The sequence below is a fragment of the Sphingomonas sp. M1-B02 genome (assembly GCF_026167525.1).
Lineage (GTDB): Bacteria > Pseudomonadota > Alphaproteobacteria > Sphingomonadales > Sphingomonadaceae > Sphingomonas.
Genome location: NZ_CP110679.1, coordinates 681994 through 695913, shown reverse-complemented (window position 1 = coordinate 695913; position 13920 = coordinate 681994). Strand labels below are relative to the sequence as shown.

The window sequence follows — 13920 nt, the reverse complement described above, 5'->3', positions numbered from 1 at the left end:
ACAGGCGCATGCGATTTCTGAAGGTCCTCTTCTGGCTCCTGCTCGGCGGCCTGGTCGCGGCCTTCGTGATCTACAATGGCGGCGAGCGGGTGAGCTTCCATCTCTGGGGCGGCCTCATCGCCGATTTCAGCCTGCCGCTGCTGCTGATCCTCGTCTTCCTGCTGGGCCTGCTGCCCTCGATCATCGCGTATCAGGCGCTGCGCTGGCGCACGCGCCAGCGGATCGCGGGGCTCGAGCGCGCGCTCGCCGATCTGCGCGCGGCAACCGCGACCGAAGTGGTCGTCGAAACGCCGGTGGTGATCGTCGAGCAGCAGCCATGAGCTCTCGGCTCTACGTCGCGCTCGACACGCCCGATCTGGCGAAGGCCAAGGCGCTTGCGAACCGCATCCACAACCATGTCGGCGGAATCAAGCTCGGCCTTGAGTTCTTCATGGCCAATGGCCGCGCCGGGGTGCGCGAGATGGCCGATATCGGCCTGCCGATCTTTCTCGACCTCAAATTCCACGACATCCCCAACACCGTCGCCAAGGCGATCCAGGCGCTTCGCCCGCTCGAGCCCGCGATCTTGACCGTCCACGCCGCGGGCGGCCGCGCGATGCTCGAGGATGCCAAGGCCGCCGCGCCGGCGGGCACCAAGGTCGTCGCAGTGACGATGCTCACCAGCCTCGATGACAGCGATCTCGTCTCGATTGGCCTCCGGCCCGACTCGCACGAACAGGTCGTTCGCCTCACCGAGCTTGCCCGATTGGCGGGGGTGGACGGGATCGTCTGCTCGGGCGCCGAAGTCGCCGCGGCTAAGAAGGCCTGGCCGCACGGCTTCTTCGTCGTGCCCGGCGTGCGCCCCGCAAACGGCCCTCTGGGCGATCAGAAGCGAGTCGTAACCCCCCGCGCCGCGCTCGACGCCGGCGCATCGATCCTGGTGGTGGGCCGCCCGATCACCCAGGCCGAAGACCCCGATCAAGCCGCCCGCGAGATAGAGGCGACGCTCTGATCTCCCCTCCCTGCAAGGAGGGGATCAAGGGGTGGGTTGGCGGCGGACGGGGCTCGATGCCCCGTTCGTCGCTTTATTGAACGCGAGGAGCTCGCTTCGCTCGCACCCACCCCCAACCCCTCCCTTGCAGGGAGGGGAGAAACATGGCTTGGCATTGTCATGCCCGTCACCACCAAAATTTGCGGCCTATCCACCCCCGACACGCTCGGCGCAGCCATATCCGGCGGCGCGGCGCAGGTGGGTTTCGTCTTCTTTCCCCCCTCCCCGCGCAATCTCGCCTTCGATCAGGCCGCCGCCCTCGCAGCGCTCGTCCCTGCGCATGTCGCCAAGGTCGGAGTCTTCGTGGATCCCGACGACCGCGAGCTCGACGCCGCGATCGCCGCCGCGCATCTCGACGCGATCCAGCTCCACAAGACCACGCCCGAACGCACCGCCGCGATCCGCAACGCCACCCGCCGCGAAATCTGGTCCGCCATCGCGGTAAAGACTCGCGCCGATCTCGCCGCCGCGCAGACCTATGCCGGCGCCGCCGACCGCATCCTCTACGACGCCAAGACGCCCGATAGCGCCGCCCTCCCCGGCGGAATGGGCCTACGCTTCGACTGGACCCTGCTCCAGGGCCATCGCCACCCCCTCCCCTGGGCGCTCTCGGGCGGCCTGACTCCCGAAAACGTGACCGAAGCCGTCCGCATCACCGGCGCCACCGCGGTCGACGTCTCCTCCGGCGTCGAGTCCGCCCCCGCCGTCAAGGATATGGACAAGATCGCCGCTTTCCTTAAAGCCCTCGGCGCATGACCCCCCCCAACAGCTATCGCGCCCAGCCCGACGAGCGTGGGCATTTCGGCCAGTTCGGCGGACGCTTCGTCGCCGAGACGCTGATGCCGCTCGTCCTCGATCTCGACCGCGAATATCGCGCCGCCAAGGCGGACCCCGCCTTCAAGGCCGAGTTCGACGATCTGCTCGAACATTATGTCGGCCGCCCCAGCCCGCTTTATTATGCCGAGCGGCTGACCGAGGCGCTGCGCACCGGGGCCGAGCCCGGAATGGGTGCCCAAGTCTGGTTCAAGCGCGACGAGCTGAATCACACCGGCGCGCACAAGATCAACAATTGCATCGGCCAGATCCTGCTCGCGATCCGCATGGGCAAGACGCGGATCATCGCCGAGACCGGCGCCGGCCAGCACGGCGTCGCCACCGCCACCGTCTGCGCGCGCTTCGGGCTGCCTTGCGTGATCTATATGGGCGCGACCGACGTCGCGCGGCAGCAGCCCAACGTGTTCCGCATGAAGCTGCTCGGCGCCGAGGTCCGCCCGGTCACCGCCGGCGCGGCGACGCTCAAGGATGCGATGAACGAGGGCCTGCGCGATTGGGTCGCCAACGTCCACGACACCTTCTACATCATCGGCACCGCCGCCGGCCCGCACCCTTATCCCGAGCTGGTCCGCGACTTCCAGAGCGTGATCGGCATCGAGGCGCGCGCGCAGATGCTCGCGCGCACCGGCCGCCTTCCCGACCTGCTCGTCGCCGCGATCGGCGGCGGATCGAACGCGATCGGGCTGTTCCACCCCTTCCTCGACGATGCCGATGTGGCGATGCTCGGCGTCGAGGCGGCGGGCCACGGGCTCGACAAGGAGCATGCCGCCAGCCTCGCAGGCGGCGCCCCCGGCATCCTCCACGGCAACAAGACCTATCTGCTCCAGGACGATGACGGCCAGATCACCGAAGGCCATTCGATCTCGGCCGGGCTCGATTATCCCGGCATCGGCCCCGAACATGCCTGGCTGCGCGACATCGGCCGGGTGGAATATACCTCGGCGACCGACGTGGAGGCGCTCGACGCGTTCCAATTGCTGTGCCGCACCGAGGGCATCATCCCTGCGCTCGAACCTTCTCACGCGATCGCAGCAGTGGCGAAGAAGGCACGGGAAATGCGGCAGGACCAGATCATCCTGGCGAACCTGTGCGGGCGCGGCGACAAGGACATTTTCACCGTGGCGACCGCGCTGGGAGTGGAGATTTGAGCCGCCCCAACACTCGTCATCCCAGCGAAAGCTGGGATCTCCTGGTTGGCGCGCAAGGCCCCCGCCCCACGGCGACCCCAGCTTTCGCTGGGGTGACGGATATCGGCGACCGCGCAGCATGAATCGCCTCTCCGCAACCTTCGCCCGCGCCGCCGAGCAAGATCGCGCCGCACTCGTGACCTTCATCACCGCCGGCGACCCTACCCCCGCCGCCACCGGCCCGATCCTCGATGCGCTGGTCGAGGGCGGCGCCGACGTGATCGAGCTTGGCATGCCCTTCACCGATCCGATGGCCGACGGCCCGCCGATCCAAGCCGCCAACATCCGCAGCCTGGGCGCTGGCACCCGCACCGCCGACGTGCTCGACATCGCCCGCGGCTTCCGCGCGCGGCACCCGGACGTGCCGCTCGTCCTCATGGGCTATTCCAACCCTATGGTCCGCCGCGGCGCCGAATGGTTCGCGACCGCGGCGCACGACGCGGGCGTCGACGGGGTGATCTGCGTCGATATCCCGCCCGAGGAGGACGATGCGCTCGGCCCCGAGCTTCGCGCAAAGGGCATCGCCCCGATCCGCCTCGCGACTCCCACGACCGACACCGCGCGGCTTCCGGCGGTGCTCGATGGCGCTGCGGGCTTTCTCTATTATGTCTCGGTCGCCGGGATCACCGGGCTCCAGCAGGCCGCGCAATCCTCGATCGAGGATGCCGTCGCCCGCCTCAAGGCCGCCACTGATCTCCCCGTCGCGGTCGGCTTTGGCGTGCGCACCCCCGAGCAGGCCGCCGCGATCGGTCGCGTCGCCGATGGCCTGGTCGTCGGCTCGGCGATCGTCGAGCTGGTCGCCCACCACGGCGCCGATGCGCCCGAGCCCGTCCGCGCCTATATTCACTCTCTCTCGACGGCGATCCACGCCGCCCGCAAGGAAGCCGCATGAGCTGGATCAGCCGCGTCCGCAACGTCCTGTCCTTCGTGCCGCGCAAGGACATTCCCGACAATCTCTGGCACAAGTGCAAGGGCTGCGGGACGATGGTCTTCATCAAGGAGTTGGAGGATAATCTCCACGTCTGCACGCATTGCGATTTCCACGAGCGGATCGGCCCGGCGCTGCGCTTCCAATATCTGTTCGACGAAGGCAGCTACACCGTCCTCAGCAGCCCGCGCGTCGTCGACGATCCGCTGAAATTCCGTGACTCGAAACGCTATGTCGATCGCCTCAAGGCCGCGCGCACCGCGACCGGCGAGCCCGACGCCTTCCTCAACGCCTCGGGCACGATCCACGGCCAGAGAGCCGTGATCGGCGTCCAGGATTTCGCCTTCATGGGCGGATCGATGGGCCAGGCAGTGGGCGAAGCCTTCATCGCCGGCGTCGAAGCCGCGATCGAGGCCAACGCGCCCTACATCGTCTTCACGGCATCGGGCGGCGCCCGCATGCAGGAAGGCATTCTCAGCCTGATGCAAATGCCGCGCACCACCGTCGCCATCGAAATGCTCCACGATGCAGGGCTCCCCTATATCGTCGTGCTGACCGATCCCACTTCGGGCGGCGTCATGGCGGCCTATGCGATGCTCGGCGACGTCCAGATCGCCGAACCCCGCGCGACCCTCGCCTTCACCGGGCGGCGGGTGATCGAGAACACGATCCGCGAAAAGCTCCCGGACGATTTCCAGACCAGCGAATATTATCGCGACCACGGCCTGGTCGACATGGTCGAGCACCGCAAGGACCTGCGCGACGTGCTCGGGCGGCTGATCGGCCTGCTGGGCGACACGCGAGCGGCGGCGTGATCCGAGAAAATAAGCCCCTCCCCTTCAGGGGAGGGGCTAGATTGGACTCCGCCTCCTCCACGGACCCCGCAGTCCAGCGCCAGCTCGACCGCCTGACCCTGCTCTCCCCAGGCGCGGACATCCTAGGTCTCGAGCGTATCACCAAGCTGCTCGACCGGGTGGGCAACCCCCACCTCCGTCTGCCCCCGGTGTTCCACGTCGCCGGCACCAACGGCAAGGGCTCGACCTGCGCCTTCCTCCGCGCCGCGATCGAGGCCGCCGGCCACCGCTGCCACGTCTATTCCAGCCCGCACTTGGTCCGCTTCAACGAACGCATCCGCCTCGCCGGCGCGCTGATCGAGGACGACCATCTCGCCCCTCTCCTCGCCGAAGTGCTCGACGCGGGCGGTGATATCGGCGCGAGCTTCTTCGAAGTCACCACCGCCGCCGCCTTCCTGGCCTTCGCGCGGACCCCCGCCGATGCCTGCGTGATCGAAGTCGGCCTAGGCGGCCGGCTCGACGCCACCAATGTGCTGGCCGATCCCGCGGTCACAGGCATCGCCCAACTCGGCATCGATCATGAAGCGTTCCTCGGCGACACGATCCTCAAGATCTCGCGCGAGAAAGCAGGCATCGCCAAGCCCGGCCGCCCGCTCGTGGTCCTCGATTATTCGCCCGAAGTGAATGCGGTAATCGCTGAGTGCGCGGAGACCGCCGGCGCCCCGCTGTTCGCCGCACCCGCGCGCTGGTCCTTCGCACGCGAACAGGACCGACTGGCCTATCGAGACGAGGCAGGCGCGCTTACCACCCCCCTCCCCGCCCTCGCCGGCGCGCATCAGAACGCCAACCTCGCCCTCGCCAGCGCGATGATCCGCCACCAGGATCGGGTCGAAATCCCCCTCGCCGCGCTCCAACTGGCCCCCCGCGCCGCGCGCTGGCCGGCGCGGATGCAGCGGCTTTCCGCCGGGCCGCTCACCCGATTGCTCCCCGAAGGCAGCGTTGTCTGGCTCGACGGCGGACACAATGCCAACGCCGCGGAGGCGGTGAGCAGTGCCATCGCGGCGATTGCCGGCGCGCGGCCGCTCCACCTCGTTCTCGGCATGCTCGAGAATAAGGACGCGGCGGCGATGATCGCGCGCTTCGCACCGCTCGCGGCGTCGCTGACGGCGGTGCCCGTGCCGGATCACCCCCATCACGCGCCGGAGGCTCTAGCTGCGCTGGGCAACGACGTCGGACTGCCGAGCCGAACCGCGCCCGACGTGCCTGCAGCGCTCGCAGTGATCGCCGCCGACAGCGGTCCGGAGCCCTTCGTCCTGATCCTCGGCTCGCTCTATCTCGCCGGCACGGTGCTCCAGGCGAACGACGAACTGCCGGACTAGCGACTTATTGCGATTGACTTGCAATAGCGAACTGCGGACACTGCGGCATCAGTTTCGCGGGAGTCGCCAATGTCCGTCACCAACCCCCTGTCCGCTCTGCTTCCGGCGCGGCAGCCCGAGGATCCCGGCGCGCGCCTGCTCCTGTTCGGAGTCCGCCAGATGGGCGCGCATGGGCTCAACGACGCCAGCGCCGCACATGCCTTCCTCGTCGCCTTCGGCAAGGGCTTCCAGCGCCCGCTGGTTTTGCTCCGTACGCTGATGACCGAAATGTCGGCGCAATCCGCCGGCCCGATCCAGATCGCTCCCTGGTGCTGCCCGCGCATGACCGCGTCCGAAGCGGCTTTGCTAGACGTGATCGCCCGCGTCCGCACCCAGCCCGAAACCGCCGCGCTGCTGCTCGCCGACCTGCTGGGCGTGCGCGAGGCGATGGGCGTCACCGTCACCGCGCATGCCGTGGCCAACGCCTTCGCCGATCTCGCTTTGCCGATCGATTAGGGGAGGTCCGGGTCCCGATCGGGCATGCGGATCCGCACCAGCTTCCAGCCGAGCCCACGGAGCCGGAAGCCGAGCTCGCCGCCCCGCCCGTCGCGACGCACCAGCCGGAAATGACCGAGCGACTCCCGCCGCACCACCATCGCATCGGCCTTGAGCCCGAACGCCGGGGTCTCGGTCGTGCTCGCGGCGGCCCCCGTCGCGAAGATCGCCCGCATCCCCTCCGGCGTCACGACCGCGTCGACCACCGGATCGGCAAAGCGCGCCGCGATCCGCGCGCCGAGCGCCTCGAGCGGATCATCGCTCGGCGCATCCGCCAGCCGTTCGCGCAACTGGATCTTCAGGCTCTCGCGCACCGCCGGCAGATCGACATGCGCCAGCATCCCCTCCACGTCGCGCGCCTCGGCGGCCCGCTTGAGCTGCCACACCGTCAGATAGGGCGATCCGATCGCCCAGCCGGCGGCCAGCGCCACCAGCAGGATCGCCGCCCCGATGATCCAGCGCTTCACGCCGGCGCCGCTTCAGGCACGGCACGCGCCTTGCGCACGCTCTCGACCACGAAGCCCTTGCGCCACAAGATCCACAGCAGGATCATCCCCGGCAGCGCGACGATGGCGGTCATCACCCAGAAGCCGACCCAGCCCAGTTCCTCGGCGAGAATGCCGGCCGGGCTCGACAGCCAGGTCCGCCCCACGCCCGCAAGCGACGAGAGCAAGGCGAATTGCGTCGCAGTGTAGGCTAGACTCGATAGTCCCGAGAGATAGGTCACGAAGATCGAAAGCCCCATCCCACTGGTCACCTGCTCGGTCGCCACCGCGATCGTCAGCCACAGGTTCGAATGGCCCTGCGAGGCCAGCACCGCGAAGGTCAGGTTGCTCACCATCATCAGCACGCCGGACACGAACAGCGCCCGCCCCATCCCGAGCCAAGCGAGCAAAGGCGCCGAAAGCGCGACGCCGACGATCAGCCCCCAGAATCCCACCACCTTGTTGATCGCGATGAACTCGGTGTCCGAAAAGCCCAGCTCGACGATCATCGGATTGAGCATCGCCTGCCCCATCGCGTCGCCCAATTTGTAGACGAGCACGAACAGCAGGATCAGCAGCGCCCCGCGCCGCTGGAGAAATTCGCGAAACGGCCCCACCAGCGTCTTCTGCAGCCACTGACCCGGCGATTGCCGCGGCTCGTCCTGCAGCACCCGGTCGTGCAGCCCAGGCCCGGCCCAAAGCGCCGCTAGCATCCCCGGCAGCACGCAAAAACCGGTCAGCCCATAGGCCATCGCCCAGCCCAGCCCGAGCCCCTCGGACGACGCGATAGCGATCGTCCCCACGCCCGCGGCAAAGGCGCCGAGCCGATAGCCGAACTGGTTGTTCGCGGTCCCGTGTGCCAGTTCGTCCTCGGACAATATCTCGATCCGATAGGCGTCGATGACGATATCCTGCGTCGCGCCCAGGAAGGCGGTGACGATCGCCCAGAAAGCGAACAGCCCCAGATGCAGCTCGGGCTGGCTCGCCCCCAGCATCCAAACCGAGCAGAACAGCAGCGCCTGCACGAGGAACAGCCACGCCCGCCGCTGGCCGAACAGCCCGGTCAGCACCGGCAACTTCACCCGATCGATCAGCGGCGCCCACAGGAATTTGAGCGTGTAGGGCGTGGTCAGCCCGATCGCGAAGCCGATCGTCTTCTTGTCGATTCCCACCTTCGCCAGCCAGAAGGTCATCGTGCCGAGCAACAGCGCCAGCGGAAATCCGCTCGATATGCCCAGCAGCAAGGCAGCCAGCGGGCGCGGCTTCAGATAGGGCGCCATCGTCGCGCCGAATCCGCCCCGCGTCCCTTCTTCCAGCACTGCCTCACCCGCCATCGCTTGCTCCCTATTCGCGTTCGCGCGACACTAGCCGAAAAGCAGCGGAGAGGAAGGATGAACGCGCCCACCCAGGGCCAGCTTGCGCTGGCCGCTATGCTCGCCCGCGGCGGCAGCCCCGATGGCGGCGCGATCAGCCATGTCGACGCGCGCGTCTATACGAGTCCGGATCGCTTCGTCGCCGAACAGGCGCAGATCTTCGCGCACGTGCCGATCGCGATCGCGCCCTCGGCATTGCTCCCGGCGAACAATATGGCGGTGCCGCATGACGGTTTCGGCAAGCCGTTGCTAAGGACGGGCAGGCGCATGTCTTCCTCAACGTCTGCCGCCACCGCGGCACCCGCCTGGTCGAGGGATGCGCGGTGGTGACGGCACCGCGGCTGGTCTGCCCCTATCATGCCTGGACCTATGCGCTCGACGGCCGCCTCACCGGCCTGCCCCGCGCCGACACCTTCCCCGGCCTCGACAAATCCGAGCATGGGCTGAAGCGCCTGCCGACCCACGAGGCGGGCGGCTTGATCTGGTTCAGCTTCGACGAAAGCGCCGACTTCGGCGAAGCGGAAACGCTAGCCCGCGATTTCGAGGCGTTCGATCTCGCCGGCCAGCATCTGTTCCGCCGCCGCACGCATGATGTACGCGCCAATTGGAAGCTGATCATGGACGCCTTCCTCGAAGGCTATCATATCCAGCGGCTCCACGCGGGCACGATCGCGCCCTTCTTCAAGGACGGCGTCTCCACCGCCGACGCGATCGGCCCGCACCAGCGCTCGGCGGTCGGCCGCGAGGCGGGGCATGCCGCTTTGTCGTCGAGCGACTGGGCGACGCTGCGCAGCGCGATCACCTACACCTATCAGATGTTCCCCGGCACCGTGCTCGTGGTCAGCCCGGACTATATCAACCTGATGGTGCTGATGCCCCAGGCGGCGGATCGCGTCCTCGTGGAGGATTTCATGCTGATCCCGCAAGCCTCGGCGACCGAGAAGGCGCTGGCCCATTGGGAGCGCGGCTGGGAACTGCTCGATGGCGGCGCCTTCGCGGGCGAGGATTTCCGCGCCTGCGAACTGGGCCAGCAGGGCCTCGCCTCGGGCTCGCTCGACCGGCTTACGCTCGGCACGCTCGAACGCGGCATCCGCAGCTTCCACGATGCCGTGGATCGCGCGCTTACGCCCCGAACAGGCTGAAACTGCCCGGCAGCTTCTTGGGCGTGTTGCCTTCGATCACCGCCTCGATCGCCAGGATCGCGGCGAGCAGGTCGCGGTGCGGATAGGGTTTGGCCAGGCAGCCCGCGGCCAGCCGCCGCGCCTCCTCGGGGAAGTTGCCGGTCACGAACAGCACCTGGATTCCGCGGGCATGCGCGGCTTCGGCCACTTCGACGCCGCTGCCGTCGGCCAGGCTGACATCGACCAGCACGAGATCGATCTCCTCCGCCTCGTCCACTGCCGCCAGCCCATCGGCCACCGAATCGACCGTCGCGACGATCGTGAACCCTTCGCCGGTCAGGAAATGTTCGGTGTCGAAAGCCACCAGCGGCTCGTCCTCGACGATCAACAGCCGCTCGATCAGTCGCTTCTTCTTGCCGAACAACATCGCTTTGCCTTCATGCGCAGCGGGATCCGATGCCCCCGCTCCGTCGCTAACGCCCGAAAACCCGTTCGGCGCCGCAATAATTTTGCCGTGCCGAGCATTATCGCTATATCGCCGCGGTGCCCCCGTCCAACGCCAAAGAATCGCAGCGCATCGCGAAGCTGCTCGCCCGTGCCGGAATCGCGTCGCGTCGCGAAATCGAACGCATGATCGCCGATGGGCGCATCGCGCTCAACGGCGTCGTGCTCGATACCCCCGCCACTCTTCTCACCTCGCTCGAAGGCGTCACCGTCGACGGCAATCCGGTCGAGGCGCCCGAGCCGGCGCGGCTGTTCCGCTATCACAAGCCCGCCGGGCTGCTGACCGCCGAGCGCGACTTCACCGGAAGGCCGACGATCTACGATCGCCTGCCCCCGGGCCTACCCCGCGTGATCCCGGTCGGAAGGCTCGATCTGGGCACCGAGGGGCTGCTGCTCCTCACCACCGACGGCGAACTCAAGCGCGAGCTCGAACTGCCGTCGACCGGCGTCGAGCGCAGCTATCGCGCCCGCGCTTATGGCCATGTCACCCAGGCCCAGCTCGAGGAACTGATGCTCGGCGTCGAGATCGAGGGCGTCCGCTACGGATCGATCAACGCCAATATCGAGCGGCGCACCGGCGCCAATTTGTGGATCGAGATGACGCTGACCGAGGGCAAGAACCGCGAAGTCCGCCGCGTGCTCGAACATCTCGGCCTCCAGGTCAGCCGCTTGATCCGCACCCGCTACGGGCCCTTCTATCTCGGCGATCTTCCGATCGGCGACGTCGACGAGATCCGCGCGAGCGATCTCAACACCTTCCGCACCGTGCTGAGCAAGCCCGGCGGCGGCAAGGCGGCGTCGAACCTGCAATTCGCGGTCCGCGCCCGCGTCGTCGCCTCGCCCGCGCCCAGGCCCGAGCCGGTCCGCCCCGGCCCGCGCCGCGAGCCCGAGCGTTCGGCGACCCGCGCCGCCGGTGCCGCCCGCCACTCGACGCCGCGTCCCGAAGCGCCCGGCGGCGAAGCACGCTTCCCTACGCGCGTTGCTCCGAATCACAGCGATGCTCCGCGCGAGGAAGTCCCCCGCCGCGGCCCGCTCGTCGGCAAGCCCTTCGGCAGCTCGGGCGAGAATCGCTTCCCCAAGCGAACCGTCGTCCCCCGTCAGGAACGGCTCGCCCGGGCCGAAGCCCCCGCGCGCCGCGGCGCCGGCTGCAACGCCCCCGCCGAAGCGAGCGATGCGCCGCGTCCAGATCGCAAGGAAGCCCGCTTCACCCCGCGCGTGACTCCGGGCCGCGCCGATCCCGGCCGTCCCGCGCGCAGCGAGGCGATCGAGAAGCCCGCCCGCGCCGCCCGCGCCCGCGCGCATCGCGACACGCAGGAACCCCGCTCGGGCGAGATCGGCGACGGACCGCGCAAGCTCCCGCGCACCCGCGGCCCTTCGGACGGTCGCGGCAAGCCCGCCAAGCCCAAGCGCCCGACCCGGTCGCGTAAATAATGCGGATCATTGCCGGCACCTGGCGCGGCCGCCCCCTCGTATCGCCAAAAGGCGACGCCACCCGTCCCACCGCCGATCGCACCCGCGAGGCGCTCTTCTCGATGCTCACCAGCCGCCTCGGCAGCTTCGAGGGGCTAGCCGTCGCCGATCTCTTCGCTGGCTCGGGCGCCCTCGGCCTCGAAGCATTGTCGCGCGGCGCCGCCACCTGCCTGTTCGTCGAGCAGGACAAGGCCGCGCTCGATACGCTCAAGGCCAATGTCGCCAAGCTCGGCGCAAAGGGGGCCGACGTCCGCCCCACCTCGGCGCTCGCGCTCGGCAGCGCGATCAAGCCGCTCGACCTGATCCTGATGGACCCGCCTTATGGCACCGGCGCGGGCGCCGTGGCGCTCGACAAGCTCGGCCGCCTCGGCTGGACGAGCCCTGCGACCTGGATCAGCATCGAGACCGCGAAGGAAGAGCAGGTCGACGTCGCCGGCTTCGCGATCGACGCCAGCCGCGTCCACGGCAAGGCGCGAATCACGCTGCTACGCGTCGCCTGAGCATCCAAAGCCCGATCAGGCTCAGCATGCCCGCCCCCGCCAGATAATAGCCGACCGACATAAGCCCGCTCCGCGTCACCAGCGCCTCGGCGATCAGCGGGGTAAGCCCGCCGCCGACGATCCCGCCGATGTTGAAGGTCACCGACACGCCGGTATAGCGCACCCGCGCCGGGAACAGGCTAGGCAGCCATCCCCCCAGCGGGCCATAGACGAAGCCCATCGTGAAGAGCGCGAAAGCGAGCCACAGGAAGACGCTCGGCAGCGATCCGCCGGGGAGCAAAGATGCCATCGTCAGTCCCACCGGGATCGTGACGATGCAGCCCAGCGCCAGCACCCGAGTCGCCCCGCCCCGGTCGGCCAGGATCGCCGCGACCGCAATCCCCGCCGCCATGAACAGGATCGCGCCTAGCTCGAGCCCCAGGAAGGTCTCGCGGTCGTAGCCCAGCGTCTTGGTGCCGTAGCCGATGATGAACACCGTCGAGATATAGAAGAGCGCGAAGCAGGCGATCGTCGCCACTGTCCCCGCCAGCGTCGGCAGCCAATGTTCGCGGAACAGTTCGGCGATCGGCACTTTCGGAGGCGCCGCCTTCTGCGCGGCTTCCACGAACGCCGGCGTCTCGGTCAGCGTCACCCGCACCCACAGCCCGAGCCCGACCAGGATTGCGCTCGCCAGGAAGGGCAGCCGCCAGCCCCATTCGCGGAACTGATCGTCGCTCAGCAGCGCGCCCAGGATCAGGAAGAAGCCGTTGGCGAACAAAAAGCCGACCGGCGCGCCCATCGGCGGGAAGCTGCCATAGCGATAGCGCCAGCCCGGCGGCGCATTCTCGACTGCAAGCAGACTCGCCCCGCCCCATTCGCCGCCCAGCCCCAGCCCCTGCCCGAAGCGCAGCACGCACAGCAGCACCGGCGCGACCCAGCCGATCATCGCATAGGTCGGCAGGAAGGCGATCAGCACGGTCGAGACGCCCATCAGCATCAGCGATGCGACCAGCGTCGACTTGCGCCCCATTCGGTCGCCGAAATGCCCGAAGACGAGCCCGCCCAGCGGCCGCGCGAAAAAGGCGACGCTGAAGCTCGCATAAGAGAGCAGTTGCTGGAGGCTGGGATCGTGCGACGGGAAGAACAGCGCGGGAAACACCAAAGCGGCGGCCGTGGCGTAGATGTAGAAATCGTAGAACTCGACCGAGGTGCCGACCAGGCTCGCGGTTAGAATCCGCCGATGCGATGCGACTGCTGCAGTCATTCGGTGCCCCTCCGCGGCCTTCCCTATGGAGAAGGCGGATCGCGCTCAACCCCGTTCATCGCGGCGACAGCAATGCAGCGATAGCCATTGGCGAACAATGCGGGCGGGCAAGGAGGGAAACTGCGATGCGCGGAACGACAGCCAAACGCTATGGCTACGCCGCGCTTTTCGCGCTCCTCGCCGGGCTGTTGGTCGCGTTCGGCAATCCAGTGGATCATGTGAAAGCGGATCTGCGTGCCGATGGGAGCGATTTCGCGATCAGCCTCTCCGTCGCCACGCATGCGATCGAACGATATGGCAGCCGCCTCTAGCTCTGGGCCGCGCACTCCTTGCGGGTGATCTTCACGATCTTGCCCGATGCGTCCTTCTCTTCGACTCGCTCGGGCTCACACGGCGCACGGCTGGCCTGATTGGTCCGCCACGCATAGAATAATGCGAAGACCGCGATGGCGAGGACGATAGCGAGCCGCAGTTTTCGATTGCGCAACATGGCTTCATCCTAGCCAGCCGGACGGCCCAACGCGACTCCCATCGCATT

General features: G+C 68.2%; 18 protein-coding genes. 13 read left to right on the top strand and 5 right to left on the bottom strand.

Going from position 1 to position 13920, the window contains the following annotated elements:
- Positions 1–8 precede the first annotated feature (8 nt).
- The 8 genes from OKW87_RS03465 to OKW87_RS03430 all read left to right on the top strand — a co-directional run bounded on the left by OKW87_RS03465 (position 9) and on the right by OKW87_RS03430 (position 6647).
- Positions 9–320 (top strand): lipopolysaccharide assembly protein LapA domain-containing protein, encoded by a 312-nt coding sequence (locus tag OKW87_RS03465; RefSeq protein ID WP_265542309.1) that lies wholly within the window; start codon positions 9–11, stop codon positions 318–320.
- Positions 317–991, top strand: a complete 675-nt coding sequence (gene pyrF / locus OKW87_RS03460; RefSeq protein WP_265542308.1) for an orotidine-5'-phosphate decarboxylase — start codon at positions 317–319, stop codon at positions 989–991. The genes OKW87_RS03465 and pyrF overlap by 4 nt, the downstream gene beginning before the upstream one ends.
- A 159-nt stretch (positions 992–1150) precedes the next feature.
- Positions 1151–1786, top strand: a complete 636-nt coding sequence (locus OKW87_RS03455; RefSeq protein WP_265542307.1) for a phosphoribosylanthranilate isomerase — start codon at positions 1151–1153, stop codon at positions 1784–1786.
- Positions 1783–3012 (top strand): tryptophan synthase subunit beta, encoded by a 1230-nt coding sequence (trpB, locus tag OKW87_RS03450; RefSeq protein WP_265542306.1) that lies wholly within the window; start codon positions 1783–1785, stop codon positions 3010–3012. Before OKW87_RS03455 ends, trpB begins: the two co-directional genes overlap by 4 nt.
- Positions 3013–3130: 118 nt before the next feature.
- Entirely contained in the window at positions 3131–3943 is an 813-nt protein-coding gene (gene trpA, locus OKW87_RS03445) for a tryptophan synthase subunit alpha (RefSeq protein ID WP_265542305.1), read from the top strand.
- Positions 3940–4794: an acetyl-CoA carboxylase, carboxyltransferase subunit beta gene (gene accD, locus OKW87_RS03440; protein ID WP_265542304.1), complete on the top strand. Its 855-nt coding sequence runs from the start codon at positions 3940–3942 to the stop codon at positions 4792–4794. The genes trpA and accD overlap by 4 nt, the downstream gene beginning before the upstream one ends.
- Positions 4795–4835: 41 nt before the next feature.
- Positions 4836–6152 (top strand): bifunctional folylpolyglutamate synthase/dihydrofolate synthase, encoded by a 1317-nt coding sequence (locus OKW87_RS03435; RefSeq protein WP_265542303.1) that lies wholly within the window; start codon positions 4836–4838, stop codon positions 6150–6152.
- A gap of 69 nt (positions 6153–6221) precedes the next feature.
- Positions 6222–6647 (top strand): DUF6628 family protein, encoded by a 426-nt coding sequence (locus OKW87_RS03430; protein WP_265542302.1) that lies wholly within the window; start codon positions 6222–6224, stop codon positions 6645–6647.
- Here the strand turns inward: OKW87_RS03430 and OKW87_RS03425 are convergent.
- The gene (locus OKW87_RS03425) at positions 6644–7153 is read right to left on the bottom strand and encodes a DUF2939 domain-containing protein (RefSeq protein WP_265542301.1); all 510 of its coding nucleotides are present in this window, start codon (positions 7151–7153) and stop codon (positions 6644–6646) included. The genes OKW87_RS03430 and OKW87_RS03425 overlap by 4 nt on opposite strands.
- Positions 7150–8505: an AmpG family muropeptide MFS transporter gene (locus tag OKW87_RS03420; RefSeq protein WP_265542300.1), complete on the bottom strand. Its 1356-nt coding sequence runs from the start codon at positions 8503–8505 to the stop codon at positions 7150–7152. The genes OKW87_RS03425 and OKW87_RS03420 overlap by 4 nt, the downstream gene beginning before the upstream one ends.
- 57 nt (positions 8506–8562) lie before the next feature.
- On the opposite strand from OKW87_RS03420, the gene OKW87_RS17455 reads away from it, so the two are divergent.
- Positions 8563–8874, top strand: coding sequence for a hypothetical protein (locus OKW87_RS17455; RefSeq protein WP_322740327.1), 312 nt, complete (start codon positions 8563–8565; stop codon positions 8872–8874).
- Positions 8850–9686 carry an SRPBCC family protein gene (locus OKW87_RS03415; RefSeq protein ID WP_322740343.1) on the top strand — a complete coding sequence of 279 codons (837 nt, stop codon included), beginning with the start codon at positions 8850–8852 and terminating at the stop codon, positions 9684–9686. The genes OKW87_RS17455 and OKW87_RS03415 overlap by 25 nt, the downstream gene beginning before the upstream one ends.
- Here OKW87_RS03415 and OKW87_RS03410 read toward each other — a convergent pair.
- The gene (locus OKW87_RS03410) at positions 9667–10092 is read right to left on the bottom strand and encodes a response regulator (RefSeq protein WP_265542299.1); all 426 of its coding nucleotides are present in this window, start codon (positions 10090–10092) and stop codon (positions 9667–9669) included. The two genes, OKW87_RS03415 and OKW87_RS03410, sit on opposite strands and share 20 nt — an antisense overlap.
- Positions 10093–10208: 116 nt before the next feature.
- Between OKW87_RS03410 and OKW87_RS03405 the strand changes: the two genes are divergently transcribed.
- The gene (locus OKW87_RS03405; protein ID WP_265542298.1) at positions 10209–11600 is read left to right on the top strand and encodes a pseudouridine synthase; all 1392 of its coding nucleotides are present in this window, start codon (positions 10209–10211) and stop codon (positions 11598–11600) included.
- Complete coding sequence (rsmD, locus tag OKW87_RS03400) at positions 11600–12139, top strand: 16S rRNA (guanine(966)-N(2))-methyltransferase RsmD (protein ID WP_265542297.1); 540 nt, start codon at positions 11600–11602, stop codon at positions 12137–12139. Before OKW87_RS03405 ends, rsmD begins: the two co-directional genes overlap by 1 nt.
- Here the strand turns inward: rsmD and OKW87_RS03395 are convergent.
- Positions 12117–13382, bottom strand: a complete 1266-nt coding sequence (locus tag OKW87_RS03395) for an MFS transporter (protein ID WP_265542296.1) — start codon at positions 13380–13382, stop codon at positions 12117–12119. The genes rsmD and OKW87_RS03395 overlap by 23 nt on opposite strands.
- A 125-nt stretch (positions 13383–13507) precedes the next feature.
- Between OKW87_RS03395 and OKW87_RS03390 the strand changes: the two genes are divergently transcribed.
- Positions 13508–13693 carry a hypothetical protein gene (locus OKW87_RS03390; RefSeq protein WP_265542294.1) on the top strand — a complete coding sequence of 62 codons (186 nt, stop codon included), beginning with the start codon at positions 13508–13510 and terminating at the stop codon, positions 13691–13693.
- Here OKW87_RS03390 and OKW87_RS03385 read toward each other — a convergent pair.
- Positions 13690–13872 carry a hypothetical protein gene (locus OKW87_RS03385; RefSeq protein ID WP_265542292.1) on the bottom strand — a complete coding sequence of 61 codons (183 nt, stop codon included), beginning with the start codon at positions 13870–13872 and terminating at the stop codon, positions 13690–13692. The two genes, OKW87_RS03390 and OKW87_RS03385, sit on opposite strands and share 4 nt — an antisense overlap.
- Between the last annotated feature and the right edge of the window lie 48 nt (positions 13873–13920).